General features: G+C 39.3%; 21 protein-coding genes and 2 pseudogenes. 10 read left to right on the top strand and 13 right to left on the bottom strand.

The window, feature by feature from the left end; genetic code table 11:
- The first annotated feature begins 10 nt into the window (after positions 1-10).
- From N4G44_RS00820 to N4G44_RS00790, 7 genes and pseudogenes are all read left to right on the top strand, one after another.
- Positions 11-1,402, top strand: coding sequence for an RtcB family protein (locus N4G44_RS00820; protein ID WP_474924242.1), 1,392 nt, complete (start codon positions 11-13; stop codon positions 1,400-1,402).
- A 77-nt stretch (positions 1,403-1,479) separates the two neighbouring features.
- Positions 1,480-2,031, top strand: a complete 552-nt coding sequence (locus N4G44_RS00815) for a hypothetical protein (RefSeq protein ID WP_474924241.1) — start codon at positions 1,480-1,482, stop codon at positions 2,029-2,031.
- Positions 2,032-2,034: 3 nt separating this feature from the next.
- A pseudogene (prfH, locus tag N4G44_RS00810) lies at positions 2,035-2,732 on the top strand (peptide chain release factor H).
- On the top strand, positions 2,719-3,225 hold the full coding sequence (locus tag N4G44_RS00805) for a tetratricopeptide repeat protein (protein ID WP_474924240.1): 507 nt from the start codon (positions 2,719-2,721) through the stop codon (positions 3,223-3,225). The pseudogene prfH and the gene N4G44_RS00805 overlap by 14 nt, the downstream one beginning before the upstream one ends.
- A gap of 85 nt (positions 3,226-3,310) precedes the next feature.
- On the top strand, positions 3,311-5,902 hold the full coding sequence (locus N4G44_RS00800; protein ID WP_474924239.1) for a T9SS-dependent M36 family metallopeptidase: 2,592 nt from the start codon (positions 3,311-3,313) through the stop codon (positions 5,900-5,902).
- Between the two features lie 63 nt (positions 5,903-5,965).
- Positions 5,966-6,571, top strand: coding sequence for a hypothetical protein (locus N4G44_RS00795; RefSeq protein ID WP_474924238.1), 606 nt, complete (start codon positions 5,966-5,968; stop codon positions 6,569-6,571).
- Positions 6,572-6,574: 3 nt separating this feature from the next.
- Positions 6,575-7,567 carry an enolase C-terminal domain-like protein gene (locus N4G44_RS00790; protein ID WP_474924237.1) on the top strand — a complete coding sequence of 331 codons (993 nt, stop codon included), beginning with the start codon at positions 6,575-6,577 and terminating at the stop codon, positions 7,565-7,567.
- A 70-nt stretch (positions 7,568-7,637) separates the two neighbouring features.
- On the opposite strand, the gene N4G44_RS00785 is transcribed toward N4G44_RS00790, so the two are convergent.
- Together N4G44_RS00785 and N4G44_RS00780 are read right to left on the bottom strand one after the other, a co-directional pair.
- Positions 7,638-7,925 (bottom strand): c-type cytochrome, encoded by a 288-nt coding sequence (locus tag N4G44_RS00785; RefSeq protein ID WP_040999647.1) that lies wholly within the window; start codon positions 7,923-7,925, stop codon positions 7,638-7,640.
- Between the two features lie 21 nt (positions 7,926-7,946).
- The gene (locus tag N4G44_RS00780; RefSeq protein WP_474924236.1) at positions 7,947-8,237 is read right to left on the bottom strand and encodes a c-type cytochrome; all 291 of its coding nucleotides are present in this window, start codon (positions 8,235-8,237) and stop codon (positions 7,947-7,949) included.
- Positions 8,238-8,378: 141 nt separating this feature from the next.
- On the opposite strand from N4G44_RS00780, the gene meaB reads away from it, so the two are divergent.
- A complete protein-coding gene (gene meaB / locus N4G44_RS00775; RefSeq protein WP_474924235.1) occupies positions 8,379-9,362 on the top strand; it encodes a methylmalonyl Co-A mutase-associated GTPase MeaB in 984 nt (327 codons plus the stop codon).
- Here the strand turns inward: meaB and N4G44_RS00770 are convergent.
- Positions 9,359-9,655, bottom strand: a complete 297-nt coding sequence (locus N4G44_RS00770) for a DUF4251 domain-containing protein (RefSeq protein WP_474924234.1) — start codon at positions 9,653-9,655, stop codon at positions 9,359-9,361. The two genes, meaB and N4G44_RS00770, sit on opposite strands and share 4 nt — an antisense overlap.
- Positions 9,656-10,017: 362 nt before the next feature.
- On the opposite strand from N4G44_RS00770, the gene N4G44_RS00765 reads away from it, so the two are divergent.
- Together N4G44_RS00765 and N4G44_RS00760 are read left to right on the top strand one after the other, a co-directional pair.
- Positions 10,018-10,824: a M48 family metallopeptidase gene (locus N4G44_RS00765; protein WP_474924233.1), complete on the top strand. Its 807-nt coding sequence runs from the start codon at positions 10,018-10,020 to the stop codon at positions 10,822-10,824.
- 94 nt (positions 10,825-10,918) lie between these two features.
- On the top strand, positions 10,919-11,248 hold the full coding sequence (locus N4G44_RS00760) for a hypothetical protein (RefSeq protein ID WP_474924232.1): 330 nt from the start codon (positions 10,919-10,921) through the stop codon (positions 11,246-11,248).
- Between the two features lie 13 nt (positions 11,249-11,261).
- Here N4G44_RS00760 and N4G44_RS00755 read toward each other — a convergent pair whose 3' ends face one another.
- The 10 genes and pseudogenes from N4G44_RS00755 to N4G44_RS00710 form a co-directional block, all read right to left on the bottom strand.
- Positions 11,262-11,876, bottom strand: coding sequence for an outer membrane beta-barrel protein (locus N4G44_RS00755; protein WP_474924231.1), 615 nt, complete (start codon positions 11,874-11,876; stop codon positions 11,262-11,264).
- Positions 11,860-12,674, bottom strand: a pseudogene (locus tag N4G44_RS00750) (ABC transporter ATP-binding protein). Before N4G44_RS00750 ends, N4G44_RS00755 begins: the two are co-directional and overlap by 17 nt.
- On the bottom strand, positions 12,674-13,426 hold the full coding sequence (locus N4G44_RS00745; RefSeq protein WP_040999526.1) for an MlaE family ABC transporter permease: 753 nt from the start codon (positions 13,424-13,426) through the stop codon (positions 12,674-12,676). Before N4G44_RS00745 ends, N4G44_RS00750 begins: the two are co-directional and overlap by 1 nt.
- A 118-nt stretch (positions 13,427-13,544) precedes the next feature.
- Positions 13,545-14,090: a sugar transferase gene (locus N4G44_RS00740; protein ID WP_474924230.1), complete on the bottom strand. Its 546-nt coding sequence runs from the start codon at positions 14,088-14,090 to the stop codon at positions 13,545-13,547.
- A complete protein-coding gene (locus N4G44_RS00735; RefSeq protein ID WP_474924229.1) occupies positions 14,081-14,479 on the bottom strand; it encodes a hypothetical protein in 399 nt (132 codons plus the stop codon). The genes N4G44_RS00740 and N4G44_RS00735 overlap by 10 nt, the downstream gene beginning before the upstream one ends.
- Positions 14,480-15,083: 604 nt before the next feature.
- On the bottom strand, positions 15,084-15,713 hold the full coding sequence (locus N4G44_RS00730; RefSeq protein WP_343612422.1) for a 7-carboxy-7-deazaguanine synthase QueE: 630 nt from the start codon (positions 15,711-15,713) through the stop codon (positions 15,084-15,086).
- A gap of 7 nt (positions 15,714-15,720) precedes the next feature.
- The gene (locus N4G44_RS00725) at positions 15,721-16,605 is read right to left on the bottom strand and encodes a bifunctional 5,10-methylenetetrahydrofolate dehydrogenase/5,10-methenyltetrahydrofolate cyclohydrolase (RefSeq protein WP_040999522.1); all 885 of its coding nucleotides are present in this window, start codon (positions 16,603-16,605) and stop codon (positions 15,721-15,723) included.
- A gap of 20 nt (positions 16,606-16,625) precedes the next feature.
- Positions 16,626-16,835 carry a hypothetical protein gene (locus tag N4G44_RS00720; RefSeq protein WP_474924228.1) on the bottom strand — a complete coding sequence of 70 codons (210 nt, stop codon included), beginning with the start codon at positions 16,833-16,835 and terminating at the stop codon, positions 16,626-16,628.
- Positions 16,799-16,972, bottom strand: a complete 174-nt coding sequence (locus tag N4G44_RS00715; protein WP_474925004.1) for a hypothetical protein — start codon at positions 16,970-16,972, stop codon at positions 16,799-16,801. The genes N4G44_RS00720 and N4G44_RS00715 overlap by 37 nt, the downstream gene beginning before the upstream one ends.
- On the bottom strand, positions 16,900-17,448 hold the full coding sequence (locus tag N4G44_RS00710; protein WP_474924227.1) for a hypothetical protein: 549 nt from the start codon (positions 17,446-17,448) through the stop codon (positions 16,900-16,902). Before N4G44_RS00710 ends, N4G44_RS00715 begins: the two co-directional genes overlap by 73 nt.
- Positions 17,449-17,450: the final 2 nt, after the last annotated feature.

Here is a 17,450-nt window from a genome sequence, read left to right as displayed (position 1 = left end):
AATAAAAACAATGGGAAATTTAAAACTAAAAGGAAAAGATATATTAAAACTCGGTTATCCGAATAATCAAAGCGTCAATGTGGCTCTGGAGGTAATGAAAAGAAATTTTGCAACGAAGAATATTCATCATGTAAAATCTATTTTAAAAGAAATCCTCCTGAACCCTGAAAACTTTGAAAAAGACCTGACTTTCGGACAGATTGCAGAATCGCTGCTCTCATCCAGAAAAACAGAAAAAAGAATACTCAATACCCAGCGTGCTTCCTTCCGGATCTTTGGAAACAACATTTCTGAAGAAGCAAAAAACCAGCTGTACACTGCTTTAAAGCTGCCAATCTCAACACAAGGTGCTTTAATGCCAGATGCCCACAGCGGTTACGGACTTCCGATAGGAGGTGTTCTCGCAGTAGAAAATGCAGTAATCCCCTATGGAGTGGGAATGGATATTGGCTGCAGAATGAGTCTCAGTATTCTGGATATACCGGTTTCATATCTTGATGGAGCAAGGGACAAATATGAAAAAGCCCTTGCAGAGCACACCAAATTCGGGATGTACGAAACCCATAAATCTCATATAGATCATGAAATCTTTGAGAGGGATACCTTCGATATGATCCCGGTTTTGAGAAGATTAAAAGGAAAAGCCATTAAACAGATGGGATCTTCCGGAGGCGGAAATCATTTCGTAGAATTCGGGGAAGTGGAAATCACGGAAGAAGATGACCAGATCGGATTACCGAAAGGAAAATACCTGGGAATCCTCTCACACAGCGGTTCCAGGGGATTAGGGGCAGAAATTGCTCAGTATTATTCAAGAGTAGCTGCAGACCAGTGTCCGCTGCCCAAAGAAGCTCAGCAGTTTGCTTGGCTGGATCTCAGTACTCATCTCGGCCTGGAATATTGGACTGCGATGAATCTTGCCGGAGATTATGCCTCTGCCTGTCATGATGACATTCACAGAAGATTGGTAAAAGCGGTTGGCGGAAGAGTAAAGGCAAGAATTGAAAACCATCACAATTTTGCATGGAAAGAGATTCATAATGGAAAAGAAGTGATTGTTCACAGGAAAGGAGCTACTCCGGCTAATGTAAATGAACTGGGAATGATTCCGGGTTCTATGACGGCTAAAGGCTTTATCGTTCGTGGAAAAGGAAATCCGGATTCACTGAATTCAGCATCACATGGAGCGGGAAGAGCCTACTCAAGAGGAGAATGCAGAAGCCTTTTCACCCAGAATGATATCAAAAAAGAGCTGAAGCTGAAGAAAGTTACTCTGATGGGAGGAAATACAGAAGAAGCACCAATGGCTTACAAAGACATTCATGAAGTAATGAATGCACAGAGTGATCTGGTAGATATTCTTGGAACATTTCAACCCAGAATTGTGAGAATGGACAAATAATGAATCTTAAACTTTACAACCTTATAGGTTTCAAAAACCTATAAGGTTTAATAAAGAATTATTTTAAAATTAAAAAAATGGGAGCACCTCATAACATAAAAAGATACGGAGAAGTCTGGCCGGAATTCAGAATCCTGCACGGACTTGAAATTTTGAATAAATTAAAAGATAAAGTCATTATATCAGGTGGCTGGGCCTGGCATTTTATGTCAGAAGAAGGGCATACGGAATATAAACATGCCCATGATCACAAGGATATTGATGTTTTTGTAAGAAAAGAAAATGCAGCGCAAGCTGTGATGATCCTTCAGCAGGAAGGATTTCAGAAAGTATGGACACGGTATGATCATTTGCAGAGTGACGAAAATTTCCGCAGATACGAGAAAACAATAGAGCCCGAAAACGGAAAGCCTCACAGGATTACCATCGATTTTTTTGAAAGAAATGATTTGGAAACTTTTGAAATCAATGGCTTTACTGTGGTTAAACCGGAACTCTTGCTGACATTTTACAGGAATATTCATTCCAGCGACAAATGCTGGGCCGTCATGGCTGCCAAAGAATTATTACAGAAAGGCATTGATCCTGTAGGACATCCTGCGTTAAGCGCAATGCCAAAATTAAATTAAAAAATGGAAAAACTTATACAAATAACTTCAGGAAGAGGGCCTTTGGAATGTCAGTGGGTAACTGCAAAAGTTCTTAAGGTCTTCCTTGAAGAAATAAAAAATAATAAAATAGATTATGAAATCATCCACCGGGAAAATGGTGATGAAAATCTGACCCTGAAATCCGTAACCATTCTTTTAAAAGCAAAAGACCTGACGGAGTTTTTAAAAACATGGCTGGGAAGCATATGCTGGATCGGGAAAAGTACATTCAGAAAGTTGCACAAAAGAAGCAATTGGTTTATCGGTGTTTTCGAGCTGGAAGGACTCGAACAGATCCATTTTAGCGAAAAAGATATTCAGTTTCAGACTACAAGAAGCCAGGGAAGCGGAGGCCAGAATGTGAACAAAGTCAATACAGCTGTTCGCGCGGTTCATATACCCACAAAGGAAAGTGTATTTGCACAGGATTCACGTTCGCAGCTGGAGAATAAGAAGCTGGCTGTTATGAGACTGAAAGAAAAAGTGACCGGACTTTATATCAAACATCTTGAAAAAGAATGCAGGATACCTGGAACAACCACCTGCAGGTGCAGAGAGGAAACCCGGTCCGTACATTTTCCGGAACAGATTTCAAAAAGAACCATCAGGATAAATCATTCAAAAAACAAAGAAATATCCTGAAAAAAGAACTTAAAAACAATAGACATGACCTTAACTAAAAGTAAATATTATTTCGAAGCACTGGACAATTATCCGTACAGCCTTCCAGATTGCCTGGAAGCGCTGAACTATGCCTTGTCCTATGATCCTGAAGATGCAGACAGCCTCTGCCTGATGGGTAGAATTCACAGTGAAATGCTTGCCGATTACGAAAGAGCAAAAATCTATTTCGAAGAAGCTATGCAATGCAATATAACCAATCTCAATACACCCCAGCATTATATAAAATGCCTTCTGGATAATGAAGATCTTGACGAAGCTGAAAAACTGATTGGTTATGCATTAGAAATAAAAGGAATAAACAAAGCAAGAATATTGATACAAAAATCGCTGTTGTATGAAATCCGATTAGAGTATAAAAAATCGCTGGAACCATTAAAAGAGGCGAGAAAATACAGTTATAACCAGGCAATGTTAGACTTTTTGAAAAACAGAGCCAGGTTTATAAAGAATAAAATGGAGAAAAAACCTGGAAAAAAAGCTAAAAAATAATTAAATACCATTTTTATTAAAAATGGGAGGTAATGTATCTTTTATCATAAAAAAATCATAACTTTAGTACGGGAAAAACAACGTTATGGATAAAAAATTATTTTTATGGCCGGTGTCGGTGGCCGTGTTCTTTGCTTTTGGCAAAATAAATGCACAAAATTCGGACCGGCTTATTCAGGATTATTATCAGAAAAGCGGGCAGCTAGCCCAGAAAAATGGCACCAGCAGTAAAGCCGGCGTCATTATTCTGAATGAAGATCCTTCTAAAAGTCTGGGCGTAAATATCGTAAATGTTCAGCAGACCTTTGACGGGCTTAGAGTGTATAATGCTCTGGGAAAAGTGATGATCAAAGAAAATAAGGTGATCTCCGAAAAAAATGATTTTAAAAAGAATATTTCTGTTGCCAGCCAGGGAAAAGCTAAAGAACGCTTCTCAGAAGATCTTCTTAAGCAAAAACTGAATCTGAATGAAATTTCCAAGGTAGATTATCTTCCTGATGTATATTTTGAAAAAAACGGAGTCTATGTTTTGGCTAAAGAATTATTTGTTTCAGATAAGAAATCATCCGATGTATGGCATGTCATTGCTGATGCAGAGACAGGCGAAATTCTTACGAAAGATAATTTAACCCTGGACTGCAATTTTACTCATACAGATAGTTCGGATCATGGTTCGGAAATAAATGCAGAGCAGTATCTGGTATCAGAAGAAACAGTTGCAGGGGCAATGAATCAGCCTTTGTCAGGCAATCTTTTGGTGCCCACTAATGCTTCTTATAATGTTTTTCCGCTTCCTGTGGAAGCACCTACATTTGGACCCCGTGCAATTATTAATAATCCATGGGATATAACGGTATCTCCGCAGGGATGGCATTCTGACGGAACCAATAATTACACCAATACCAGAGGAAATAATGTTTATGCCTATTCGGATCAGACAAATTCCAATACTGCAGGTTATTCACCAAGTGGCGGAGCTACTTTAAATTTCGATTTCCCGTATGCAGAAGGGAGGTACATCAATCCTTTTACCCATAGAGATGCTGCCATCACCAATTTGTTCTATATGAATAATAAGATGCATGACGTCTTTTATAAATTCGGGTTTACAGAGTCGGCAAGAAATTATCAGACCAACAACTTCGGGAACGGGGGAATGGGGAATGATGCTGTAAATGCTGAAGCTTTTGATGGAAGCGGCCTGAACAATGCCAATTTCAGTTCGGGATATGAAACCATCATATCAGGTGTAACCTATCTTCAGGCTCCAAGGATGCAGATGTATCTTTGGGACAGGGCGCAGACTACTGCAGATCCTATCTCCAGATATCAGTATAATTCCCCTTCAACAGCGGTAAGCAGACCAAAAGTAATGACCGGAAGCGCATCTTTCGGACCTCTTTTGTTTGATGGGCAGACTGTGACAGGCGATCTTGCTGTTTCAGTACCTGCAGATGCCTGTACCCCACCTGCAGCCGGAAGCCTTACCGGTAAAATTGCAGTGATAACAAGTGTAACCTGTGAATATGGACTTAAAGTATTGAATGCACAGAATGCCGGGGCAATAGGCGCCATCGTTTACAGGCCTTCTACGGATACCCCTGTCAGCATGGGAGCAGGAGCTTCAGGAAGCCAGGTGAACATTCCTGCCATCAACATCGGAAAAACAGAAGGATTGTATATGGTGACGGAGCTTGGAAATGGAAATACGATCAATTTGACATTAGGAAATGATTTCAATGGATTCAAACATTCCAGCCTTGATAACGGTATCATAGCCCATGAATATGGACATGGTATTTCAAACAGGTTAACAGGGCAGGGATACAGCTGTCTTTCTACAACCAACAGTGCAGAACAGATGGGTGAAGGATGGTCCGATTTCTTTGCATTAATGCTTACGACAAGACCGGGCGATACTTCAGCTTTGGCCAGAGGAATGTCAACCTATTCGGCAGACCAGCCAACAACTGGAGGCGGAATCAGGCTTGCCAAATATTCTCCTGATTTTGGGATCAATAATTATACCTATGGAAGAACAAATACCGTTTCAGGTCCTCATGCCATAGGATTTATATGGGCGACCATGCTTTGGGATTTAACGTGGAAATACGTAGAAAAATATGGATATAACAGTGATGTACTGGCAAGCACAACTTCCGGAAATGCAAAAGTTCTGCAGCTGGTTGTGGACGGTCTTAAGTTACAGGCCTGCAGCCCTACATTCATTGATGGGAGAGATGCCATACTTCAGGCAGATGCCGTAGGAAACGGAGGGCTTGACAAATGTATGATCTGGAAAACATTTGCGAAAAGAGGACTTGGCGTTAATGCTTCAGCAGGAGTTAAGGCAACCGCCAATGATCAGGTGGAAGATTTTACTGTTCCAGCGGAATGTAATGCGGCATTATCTACTCAGGATGTGAAAACAGCAGATCATAAATTTATTGTATTTCCAAACCCGACCTATGATGAATTCTTTGTTGGGAATTTAGATGGGTCTTCTCAGGATGTACAGATAAAAATGTTTGATATGTCCGGAAAATTAGTCTTTTCAGATGCCAGAGATCCTCAATCCAAGAAAGCAATTTCTACCAAAGGATTCCAAAAAGGAGTGTATATGGTTCACATCAAGCAGGGTGAAAAAATTCAGACTGAAAAACTCATTGTAAGATAAATTAATGAGGTATAAAATCGTGGAAGAGACCATTTTTGGTCTCTTTTTTTGTAGCTTTAACTTATGAAGCCCTATATTATCTTCTTCCTGCTGATCATTATTTCATGCAAAAAAAATGATTCAAAACTGACGGTTAAACCAAAAGATCAAGACCTTAATTTAAGATATGAAGTTTTAAATCAATTAATTGATAACGATAGTTTATCATTTGAAAAGAACTCTTACATCCTTGTTAGTACATTAAGAACAGTTTATCTTAATAAGGATGAAAATAATGATGAGCCCAGACCGTTGGGATTTGTTCTGGAATATGACTCGGTTTTTTCGAAAAATGATTCTGCCTACTATAAAAATCAGGAAAAAATAGTAGCTGATTTTAGACTTGATAAAACTAAAATTCACGAAAAACTGCGGTATGTAACTGATGAAGAGCTTCATAAACTGGATGAAAATAGAAAAAGTGATTTTTGGACTGAGTTTAATAAAAAATTTGGAAGTACCTGCATTCGAAGTTTCTCAGTGCCTTTCTTTAATAAAGATAAAACAATGTGTATTGTGCAAAGCTCAACTTCCTGTGGCTATTTAAATGGAAGCGGATATACAGTCGTTTATAAAAAGATCAATGGAAAATGGGTTGAAGTTAAAGCGCTTCAGAATTGGATTAGCTAGGATATGAGAATAAATTATACAATAAAAACACTTCAGCTAAAAGAAACTTTCTCAATTGCCTATGGAAATTATGACACGAGAGAAGCCCTGCTGATTGAATTATCTTATTTAAACTGCAAAGGATACGGCGAATGCGTTGCCATAGATTATTATCAGATTGATCTGAAAAGCCTGATCAGCAGATTAAAAGAAATACAGCCTTTACTTGAGAAACAATCTGTCGTTCATCCGGAAGAATTTTTCCGTTTTCTGTCAGGGCTGGATCTGCATCCGTTCCTGGTTTCTGCCTTAGATTGCGCCTACTGGGACTTATTTGGAAAACTTGAAAATAAAAGCTTTACTGAACTGAACAGTATTCCTTTGGGAAATCTGGTCCAAAGCTCCATCACCATATCAGTCGGAAATGTGGACGAGCAGATTAAAAAGATTGAAAAAAGCAGCTGGAACAAATTTAAAGTAAAATGTAAAGGACTGAATAAAGACAATATTGAAAAATTGTTGAGGTCAAATCATAATATTGCATTAGATTCCAATGCCAGCTTCACAGAGGAAGACTGTGTCTGGCTCCAGGAAAACAGTGAAGTTCAGAAGTTTTCGTACCTGGAACAGCCGCGGCCGGTGGACCAATATAAAATTTTAAAAAAGGAAGGTTTTGCCAACTGGATGGCGGATGAGGACTGCCAGAATATAGATTCACTGGAAGAATTAATCCCTTATTATAAAAGCGTTAATATAAAGCTCATGAAATGTGGCGGATTGACCCCTGCACTGGCAATGATCGCAAAGGCAAAAGAACTGGAATATAAAATTATGATCGGCTGTATGACCGAATCTACGGTTGGAATCTCCGCTGCCTGCCTGCTTGCAGGACTCACTGATTTTGCCGATCTGGACGGCGCCAACCTGATCTCCAATGATTATGCCTCAGGAAGTTTTGTAGAGAACGGGAAAATAATTCTGTCCGGAAAACCGGGATTGGGAATTGTCTTAAAATAGCCCAAAAAAGTTGAGGTATAAGCTTTTGCTGCTTATACCCTCAATTTTCTGTTTTTTAACTTTGGAAACCCTATTTTTTATTCACAGAAATAAGGTAATCATACACCATCTGGTGCTGATCAGTGCTTAATTTAGCTTTAGGGGCCATTCTGCTTAAAGTTTTAATCCATCCCTGATCATCATGCTTGGCAGGATCCGGAAGTTTGTGGCATTTGGCGCATGAATTTTCAAAAATGGTTTTACCCTGAACCAGCTTTTCAGATGCAGTGTACTTTGGCCCTGTTACAGCGGTACTTTTAGGTCCGCAGGATACCATGAATGCTGCACCTGCGATCATGCTTAGAATTACTTTTTTCATATCCATATCTTGACTTTTTGGTTATTTTTTTACAGAAACAATATAATCATATACCCATTGATGCTGCTCGTCCGTAAGTTTTGCCTTCGGTGCCATTGAATTCATAATTCCGACCCACTGTACAGAAGTATGCGATGCAGGATCCGGCAGTTTATGGCATCTTGCGCAGGAATTTTCAAAGATTGTTTTTCCCTGTGCTATTTGCTCTGCAGTAGATACGGCTGGTCCTACAGGTCCTGCTGTAGAGGCTTTGGGAGTACAGGAAGCCAGTAAAATGCAGGTAAATAATGCAGCCGCGGATATTTTTTTCATGTTTCTTAAATTTTGATTGATAACAAATGTAGGAATTTCCCTCTCCTGTTGATAAAGCAGCCTTTAGTTTTAATTTAGAAGAAATAAAATTAATGCCCGTTTGTAGGGGAGTTTGAAGGTTATTTTTATATTTTTGAATCAATGAAATTTTCTACAGAAGAACTCATCGATGGAATACAGTCAGGCAACAAACGCCTGATCGGGAAAGCTATTACATTAGTTGAAAGCAAAAAATCCGAGCACAGAACCCAGGCAGAAGACCTTCTGAAGAAAATAATGCCTTTTACAGGGAATTCCGTAAGAATAGGAATTACCGGGGTTCCCGGCGCAGGAAAGTCCACATTCATTGAAAATTTCGGGAGACTTGCTATTGCTAAAGGTAAAAAAGTAGCTGTTCTGGCTATTGATCCAAGCTCCTCGATCAACAAAGGGAGTATTCTGGGAGACAAAACAAGGATGGAGGAACTTGCCAAAGAAGAAAATGCCTTTATCCGTCCTTCCCCGAGCTCCGGGTTCCTGGGAGGCGTTGCCAACACCACTTTTGAAACGATGATGATCTGCGAAGCCGCTGGTTACGATTATATCCTGATCGAGACAGTGGGAGTAGGGCAATCCGAGGTTCTGGTAGCCGATATTACCGATGTATTTTTATTCCTGAAAATTATTGGAGGCGGAGACGAGCTGCAGGGTATCAAACGCGGAATTATGGAAATGGTGGACCTTATCTTCATCAATAAAGTGGATCAGGACAATCTGCAGAAAGCAAAAAATACAAGACTGGAGCTGAAACGGGCGTTGGATTTCATTCCTCCCAAAGAAAAAGGCTGGAAAATTCCGGTACTATTAGGTTCTGCGCTTCACAATGAAGGACTGGGAGAAATTTACCGTAGCATTGATGAGTTTATAGAACTTAAAAAGAAGAAAGGGCGCTTTAATGAAGTCCGTACCCTGCAGGCAGAAAAACGCTTTGAATATTGGGTTCAGGAGTATATTCTTGCCATGATGAAAAGAAGCGATTCCGTAGAGGCAGCTTATATACAGCACAAAAAAAATGCTTCAGAAATGGTTTCTAATCCCAGCACTGAAGCAAAATTATTTGTTGAAAAATTTTTGTCTAAAGACTAAAATTTATCCTTTTCTTTTGGGGATTCTTCATTTTTCGAAATATATCCGTCATACGTAATAGGCTGTCTGTCATTACTTCTCATAGAAACAAATGCTTTTCCGCTTTTAAAAACTTCTACAATAATTTCGTCAACGTTTCGTCTGTCATTAGGTTTGATCTTTAAAACCCAGTTTCCTTTTTTGTTCTGGGATTTGCTGATTGTGAAATCTTTGGAGGTAAAACGGTAGCTGTTATCAGCGGTATTGTATGAAGGATTGAACTGTCTTCCGAAATAGGGAAGAACCACTTCCATATTATTTTTTTAAGCTCTATCGTATAGTTTTCGCCATCAAGCTGAAGCATTCTTGTAGACGGTGCATTCTGTATAGATCCCATTACATTAATTACATCATAGTTCATAGGATTTGCATGTTGTGCATGAAAAGTAAATTCATCGGAACTTACAAGTGCATCAACCGTTTTGGAATCTAATGAAGCCTGTGAGGAACAGCTTTGGAATAAAAAAGAAATCCAAAAATAAATATAAGTGAAATATACTTTTTCATAACCGTAATAATTGTTAAATTTAAATAGCAAATTGTATGCAAATATATTCCTTCTGAACCATTTTGGAATAAAAATTGTAAATGTTGAATTATTAACACTCAAACAACTATGAAATTTACACATCTATTAGGAATAGGAGCAGTTGCCCTCTCAACTGTAGCTTGTACTACCAACCCGATTACGGGCAGATCTTCATTACAGATTGCCAATAATTCGGAAATCTTGACGATGTCTGCACAGGAATATAAAACGACATTGTCTAAATCTAAGATCATCACAGGAACTGCAGATGCAAAAAGAGTAACGAGTGTAGGAAGCAGAATAAAAAGTGCAGCAGAAAGATACTATCAAAGCATAGGAAGATCCGCAGATCTTGCCAATTACAACTGGGAATTCAATCTTATACAAAGCAGTGAGTTGAATGCCTGGTGTATGCCTGGCGGAAAAGTAGCTGTTTATACAGGAATTCTTCCGGTTACAAAAAATGATAACGGTCTTGCAGTAGTAATGGGGCATGAGGTGTCTCACGCTTTGGCCGGACATGGTAATGAAAGAATTTCACAGGCTATGGTAGCGCAATATGGAGGCTCTATTTTGGGCGGAACCATTTCCAATTCACAGTGGGCCGGTATTTTCGAAAAAGTGTATCCTATCGGATCACAGGTTGCCCTGTTGAAATATGGAAGAAACCAGGAGTCGGAAGCAGATCAGATGGGGCTGTATCTTATGTCTATGGCAGGATACGATCCAAGAGAAGCAATCCCTTTCTGGAACAGGATGGAAGCGGCCTCATCAGGAGCAAGACAGCCTGAATTCCTTTCTACCCACCCTAATCCGGAAACCAGGATATCAGATATCAATAAAAACCTTCCGAAAGCTTTGGAATATTATAAAGCTGCAGGAGGGAAGATATAATTATTCAGAAATTTAATCTTGTATAAAGCCTTATTTAATTTTTCACTAAATTGGGTAAGGCTTTTTTCAATATAACCACTTAAACACAATATTTATGAAAAGTTTATCAATTACCGGACTTATACTGCTTGCCGTTTCGGCATTGCTTTTTTATCTGACCACTGACTTTACGGTAGGAGGAATTACCATCTCACATATGATGGGAGTAATGGCCGGAGTGGGAATTGGTCTTATTATTGGCGGAATGGTAGGGTATGTAAGTAAAGGAAGTGCAATAAAGGCTGAAGAGAAAAAAGAGAATTCAAACAATTACAGAAAGAAAAAGAAGAGCTGGAAAAGCAGGCGGCAGAAATTGCCAGACGCGAAGCAGAACTTCAAAAAAATCAAAACCCTCAAATTTAGAACTTTGAGGGCTTTTTTATAGTGTTATTTTCAAATTATTTAAACTTATAGCCTACTCCTACTAAGAACAGGTTAGGTCTGTTGTCATATCTGATTTCCGAACCGGAAACCTTATTGATGAAGTTTCTTTCGTCTTTGCTGAAGGCTCCTTCATATCGGGCATTAATGATCAGCTTTTTGATTTCAAGTTGAGCACCGAACTGGTATCCTACTGTGAAATCGTTTTTAGCATTTTCCTTAAAGTCGTTGTAAGTATTGTCCTTGCTCAGATTATAGCTGGCAACAGGTCCTACAAAAACGCCAAGCATATCTCCCAAAAGATTGTAGCCTAACAAAACGGGCATATCAAGACGGTTGCTTTTTACATCAAAAGTAGTATTTTCCGTAGTGAATTCATTTTTGAAATGCGTGTAGTATAATTCAGGCATTACATATAATGAACCCGGAAGCCCCACTTTTAGTGAAAGCCCTACATTAAAACCTGCATTGTTCTTTCCTGTTCCTTCAATGGCATCATTTACCGTTCCTTTAATGTTTTTCCAGGAAGGAGAGCCTGTCGGGAATATCAGGTTAGCTTTTCCTGCCAGAGAAATCTGCGCGGAAGCAAACATTGAAAAACCGATTAATGCTATACTAAGTACCTTTTTCATTATCATCTATTTTAGTGATTGTATTTTCAATCGTTTTATTATTTTCAAGTAAATATTCTCTCAGTTCTTTAAACAGTTCTGAAGAATAAACGAAGTCAATAAGATTTTTATTGCCCGCAGTAATCAGAATATCCTTATTCCCTTCCCATTCTTTAATTCCTAACCTCAGGTACACAATTTTCTCACCAATGGTCATCACGGAATTCATATCGTGGGTGTTGATGATGGTTGTCGTGTTGTATTCTTTGGTGATTTCGAGAAGAAGATCATCAATTACATTGGATGTATAAGGATCCAGCCCGGAATTCGGTTCATCACAGAAAAGGTACTTCGGGTTGTTCACGATAGCTCTTGCAATGGCAACCCGTTTCTGCATTCCCCGGAAATTTCAGAAGGGAATTTTCTGCCTGCTTTATCAAGGTGTACCCTGCCTATTACTTCAAATACCCTTTTCTTTTTCTCCCTGAAAGTAAGGTTGGTAAACATGTCCAGCGGGAACATAATGTTCTCTTCCACCGTAAGGGAATCAAAAAGTGCACTACCCTGGAATACCGTCCCGATCTCAGAACGGAGGTGCTGTTTTTCGTCCCTGGTCATTGTATTAATATCTCTTCCGTCAAAAAGGATTTCTCCTGATGAAGGCTGATACACATTCAGTAAGCTTTTCAGGAAAACCGTTTTCCCGGATCCACTCTGCCCAATGATCAGGTTTACCTTTCCCTTATCAAATGATGTTGAAATTCCCTTAAGTACTTCAACTTCATCAAAACTCTTCTTAAGATCTTTTACCTCAATCATCAGCTTAATATTAATTGGGTTAAAATTAATTCCGAAATGATAATAAATACCATCGTCCACACTACAGCCTGTGTACTGGCTCTACCCACTTCCAGCGATCCTCCTTTTACATTATATCCGAAATAAGAAGGAACTGTGGCAATAATAAAAGCAAATACTATGGTTTTTATAAATGCGTAATACACAAATAAATTCGGCATATACATCTGGATACCTACAATATAGTCATTCTCCGTCCAGTTACCTGTCAGGACACCTGCAAGATATCCGCCCCCGATACCGAATACGATACTGATGGCAATAAGCAGGGGATTGAAAATAATGCAGGCAATGATTTTAGGAAATATCAGGAAATTGGGAGAATTCACCCCCATAATATCCAGTGCGTCGATTTGCTCGGAAACCCTCATGGTTCCTATACTTGATGCGATATATGATCCTACTTTACCTGCCAGGATAAGACTGATGATGGTGGGTGAGAATTCCAGAACCAAAACCGCTTTTGTAGCATATCCTACAAACGAAGGTGGAATAGGGAAAGAGGAAGAATCAAAGTTATTGAACATCTGGATCGCGACTACAGCTCCCACAAATATGGAAGTAAAGATGACTAATCCAAAAGAATTGACCCCAAGATCATTGATTTCTCTCATGAACAGCTTCCAAAAAACCCTCATTTTCTGGGGCTTCTGCAAGGATTTACCTAGAAGGATAATGTATTCTCCTACTGCTGTGAAAAACTTTTTTAACATGCTGCTAAATTAGACTTTTTTATTTAATTAAGGTTAAGGCTCAGTGGAATGCCTGAGGTTTATTTAACCTTAGAAGCAAATATGATTCCTCAATCATCTTCTTTATGCCTTGTTTCCGTTATTTTGCATTTTTATCGCCGCCGATAACGAGGAAAAAGGTTTTTAAAATAATAACCAGATCCAGAACAAAGCTCCAGTTCCTTACATAGAAGGTGTCTGCCAGGATACGTTTCTTCATTTCTACCTCCACATCACCATAATCCCCACGAAGTCCACTTACCTGCGCAAGTCCCGTGATTCCCGGCGATACCATGCTTCTTAAACTGTACCTTCCGATTTTAGGTTTGTAAAAATTGTCGACGGCAAGCATATGAGGCCGTGGACCTACGATAGACATTTCGCCTTTCAGAACATTAATGAATTGAGGAAGTTCATCGAGGCTGGTTTTTCTTAAGAATTTTCCGATTTTTGTGATCCGCACATCATTTTCCGCTGTCGTTTTTGTTGCCGATTCATTATTAACGATCATCGTTCTGAATTTCAGACATGAAAATACTTCTTCATGGAAGCCATACCTTTTTTGAACAAAGAAAACAGGCCCTTTTGACGTTGTTTTTATTAACAAAGCAATGAGGGGAAACAGCCACGAGCATACTAAAACCAATATGGTAATTGAAAAAACGATATCAAAACTTCTCTTAACCAGAAAATTGGAGTAATAATCCAGAGGATATTTTGCCTGGCTGAGAACCGGCTGCGTCTGAATATATCCCAGATCGTACAGAAAAAATCGCTTTGTGTAATGCTGGGGATCAATGAGACATGAACTTTATTGTCTTCGGCAAGGCGGAAGATCTCAGTTTCTATGCTTTCAGTAAAATGGTTCTCTGTAGATAAAAACAGGGTGTGAATCCCATTTTTCTTCCAAAAGCCCACCAGCTCATTCGGACTGATCTCGGATTTATCATACTCAAATATTTTGTATCCGTAATCCTTCCTGTCCTGGAATATCGTCTTTAAAATCTCTGTAGATCCCGTTTCTCCCAGAAACATTACATTTCTATAATTGATCCCCAGCGAACGGAAATATTTTATAGTAAAATAAATGACCGATTTGGAAAGGAAAATAAAGAAAAAAGATAAAACGAAAGCCAGTAAATATCCGAATTGAAAAATACATTTTTACTCACTTTCCCAATAAGCAGAACGCCGAATATAAAAGTGAGGAAATGAATGAGAAGGCGTTCCAGAAACAGGGTATAGGTAAGATTCCTCTGAACATTATAAATTTTTGTCCTGCCGCTCAGCAGCATCCAGAACAAAAACAGCAATATCAGGGAAAAAATATTCTGATACCAGGTTTCTTCATGGTATTTTAAATGCTCGTTCCGGCTTATAAAAAAGAATATAAAGATAGATGCAATAACCAAAAGGTCAAGCAAAATAATAATCGATTTCAGGTATCTAGAGTATCGAATTCTCTGCATCTATCGGTGTTATAACGGATACGAAGAGCTAATGTACATAATTTTTACGGTATATTTCGTGATTCTATGAATATTATAAACTTTTGCTCTGCTACTTAAGTATTTAAGACAAAAAAACAATCATATGAATAAAAAATATACTGATCCGGCATTTTGTGATAAAAAATGACCTACGGAATATTCAGGTACTTGTGAGTCTGCACCGAAGCCTGCCATTCCGGGTGGGCCAGAATAAAATCAGTGATTTTTGGATACATTTCATCGCGTTTGCTCCATTCGCTCTGCATATAAAGTTTACAGCCGGCAGAAACTTTTGCCGCCTGCTCCTGTGCAAAAGTAAAATCATGCTGATTGAATATGATCACTTTAAGCTCACTTGCTTTCTGATAGATTTCTTCTTTAGGAAGTCCTGTTTTTTTTGGTGAAAGAGTGATCCAGTCGATCTGCCCGCTCATCGGATAGGCTCCTGAGGTTTCAATATGGATGGTACATCCCAGTTCTTTTAATTTTCCGGTCAGGATATCAAGATTCCACATCAATGGTTCTCCTCCTGTTAAAACAATTGTCTTACAGTGTTTTGCTGCGGTTTCGGCAATTTCCTCTGCATTCATCAGCGGATGTAAGTTGGGATCCCAGCTTTCTTTTACATCACACCAGTGGCATCCCACATCGCAGCCTCCCAATCTGATGAAATAGGATGCTTTTCCGGTGTGTGCGCCTTCTCCCTGTAAAGTGTAAAAATGCTCCATCACAGGGAGCATTTTACCTTCTTTTAATAAAATATCTTCTTCTTTGTTCATTTTAAAATTAGTCGTTATAGACCGAAGTTTTGTATGCGATGATGGTGTTTTTCATCAGCATGGCTCTGGTCATTGGGCCTACTCCTCCCGGTACCGGTGTAATCCAGCTTGCTTTGGCTGCGCAGCTGTCAAAATCCACATCGCCGGCAAGGTAATAGCCTTTTGGTGAGTCATCATCTACCCTTGTAATTCCTACATCTACGATTACTGCTCCGTCTTTGATCATATCTCCTTTTAAGAAGTGAGGATCTCCCAAAGCGGTAATAACTATATCTGCTTTTTTAGTGTATTCTTCAATATCTTTGGTATAAGAGTGTGTTAAAGTCACAGTAGAGTTCCCCGGGAAGTCTTTTCTTCCCATCAGGATGCTCATAGGTCTTCCTACGATCTTACTTCTTCCGATAATCACACAGTCTTTTCCTTTGGTTTCAATGTTATATCTTTCCAATAATGTCAAAATTCCGAAAGGAGTAGCAGGAAGGAAAGTATCCATTTCCAAAGCCATTTTTCCGAAATTTTCAGGGTGGAAACCATCTACGTCTTTTCTTGGGTCAATAGCCATAATGATTTTTTCCTGATCGATCTGATCCGGTAAAGGAAGCTGAACGATGAAACCGTCTACCTCTTTGGATTTATTCAGCTCATCAATTTTTTCCAGCAGTTCAGATTCGGAAACAGTGCTTGGAAATTTTAAAAGGGAAGAACGGAATCCTACTTCTTCACAATCTTTTACTTTGCTGTTCACATAGGCTTTGCTTGCTCCGTTGTTTCCTACAAGAATAGCTACCAGGTGCGGTGCTCTTTTCCTGCCTTCAAGGATTTTTTCCACTTCAGCCTTAATCTCTGCTTTTATTTCTTTGGACACTTTAAGCCCGTCAAGAATTTCTGCCATTTTTACTTTTTTACTTTTATTTAGATTTTATTGAATACAACAATATCCTGGAACTCATCCGCACCTTCCTTTTCTACATCGGTTCTCCAGAATCCTCCTTTTATGGTGGTTACTTTTAATCCGGCTTCGGCAGCCATCTGATTCAGCAAAGGAATACTTACGGCAATATTGGCCGCGGTTACCTTATCGTCCATCAGCCTGTAGCCTTCATACTGGTGGGGAAACGGCATGGTGCCGAATTCCTTTTAGTTTCATCATACAGAAAAAATGTGGCCAGGCACTGGCCTTCACTTTTTAAAACCCTGCTGATTTCGCTAAGGTATCTTTTGATCTCGGGTATCTGCATATGGGTAAACACCGAGAACAGAAATACTTTGTCAAACTTCGCATCCTCATACGGAAATGTAAAATTCTCTGCTTTCTGGCTGAACGTATTGTACAGGTCATTGTAAATCGGGGTGAACTTGAATTTAAAATTCGGGTACTTATTGCCGATGTTTTTTTACACCAGTTAATTCCTTTTTCCACCGCGTCAAAGCCGTCATAGGTTCCTTTGTCCAGAACTTCTGTAAGGGCTACTGCCGTTCTTCCGATCCCGCACCCCACGTCCAGAACACGATCCGTATTTTGCAGTCCGATATATTTTTTAAGGGCATTTACCTGCCGGATACCATGGGGAATGAAGTCGCTTCCGCCCACATAAATATCTCCTTTTTTAGGCTCGTTTTTGGATCTTTTTCCGGTAAGCCCGTCGTAGAGGTCTATCGGGAAATAATAGATCTTTCTCCCCAAAAGCCTCAGACTGGGAGGAAGTTTATAATAATATGACCTTAATGCGGACATCT

The sequence above is a fragment of the Chryseobacterium sp. GTID13 genome (genome assembly GCF_056172655.1).
The sequence above is the reverse complement of the archived record's forward strand: the minus strand, read 5'-3'. Positions and strand labels throughout refer to the sequence as shown.

Bases quoted from the DNA above. Each gene is read 5' to 3' on its own strand.
- N4G44_RS00760 (WP_474924232.1), top strand. From the start codon at position 10,919: ATGAAAAGTTTATCAATTACCGGACTTATACTGCTTGCCGTTTCGGCA.
- N4G44_RS00780 (WP_474924236.1), bottom strand. From the start codon at position 8,237: ATGAAAAAAATATCCGCGGCTGCATTATTTACCTGCATTTTACTGGCT.
- meaB (WP_474924235.1), top strand. From the start codon at position 8,379: ATGAAATTTTCTACAGAAGAACTCATCGATGGAATACAGTCAGGCAAC.
- N4G44_RS00795 (WP_474924238.1), top strand. From the start codon at position 5,966: ATGAAGCCCTATATTATCTTCTTCCTGCTGATCATTATTTCATGCAAA.
- N4G44_RS00745 (WP_040999526.1), bottom strand. From the start codon at position 13,426: ATGTTAAAAAAGTTTTTCACAGCAGTAGGAGAATACATTATCCTTCTA.
- N4G44_RS00725 (WP_040999522.1), bottom strand. From the start codon at position 16,605: ATGGCAGAAATTCTTGACGGGCTTAAAGTGTCCAAAGAAATAAAAGCA.
- N4G44_RS00770 (WP_474924234.1), bottom strand. From the start codon at position 9,655: ATGGAAGTGGTTCTTCCCTATTTCGGAAGACAGTTCAATCCTTCATAC.
- N4G44_RS00765 (WP_474924233.1), top strand. From the start codon at position 10,018: ATGAAATTTACACATCTATTAGGAATAGGAGCAGTTGCCCTCTCAACT.
- N4G44_RS00800 (WP_474924239.1), top strand. From the start codon at position 3,311: ATGGATAAAAAATTATTTTTATGGCCGGTGTCGGTGGCCGTGTTCTTT.
- N4G44_RS00720 (WP_474924228.1), bottom strand. From the start codon at position 16,835: ATGCCGTTTCCCCACCAGTATGAAGGCTACAGGCTGATGGACGATAAG.
- N4G44_RS00790 (WP_474924237.1), top strand. From the start codon at position 6,575: ATGAGAATAAATTATACAATAAAAACACTTCAGCTAAAAGAAACTTTC.
- N4G44_RS00815 (WP_474924241.1), top strand. From the start codon at position 1,480: ATGGGAGCACCTCATAACATAAAAAGATACGGAGAAGTCTGGCCGGAA.
- N4G44_RS00755 (WP_474924231.1), bottom strand. From the start codon at position 11,876: ATGAAAAAGGTACTTAGTATAGCATTAATCGGTTTTTCAATGTTTGCT.
- N4G44_RS00735 (WP_474924229.1), bottom strand. From the start codon at position 14,479: ATGTTTCTGGGAGAAACGGGATCTACAGAGATTTTAAAGACGATATTC.
- N4G44_RS00805 (WP_474924240.1), top strand. From the start codon at position 2,719: ATGACCTTAACTAAAAGTAAATATTATTTCGAAGCACTGGACAATTAT.
- N4G44_RS00820 (WP_474924242.1), top strand. From the start codon at position 11: ATGGGAAATTTAAAACTAAAAGGAAAAGATATATTAAAACTCGGTTAT.
- N4G44_RS00710 (WP_474924227.1), bottom strand. From the start codon at position 17,448: ATGTCCGCATTAAGGTCATATTATTATAAACTTCCTCCCAGTCTGAGG.
- N4G44_RS00785 (WP_040999647.1), bottom strand. From the start codon at position 7,925: ATGAAAAAAGTAATTCTAAGCATGATCGCAGGTGCAGCATTCATGGTA.
- N4G44_RS00730 (WP_343612422.1), bottom strand. From the start codon at position 15,713: ATGAACAAAGAAGAAGATATTTTATTAAAAGAAGGTAAAATGCTCCCT.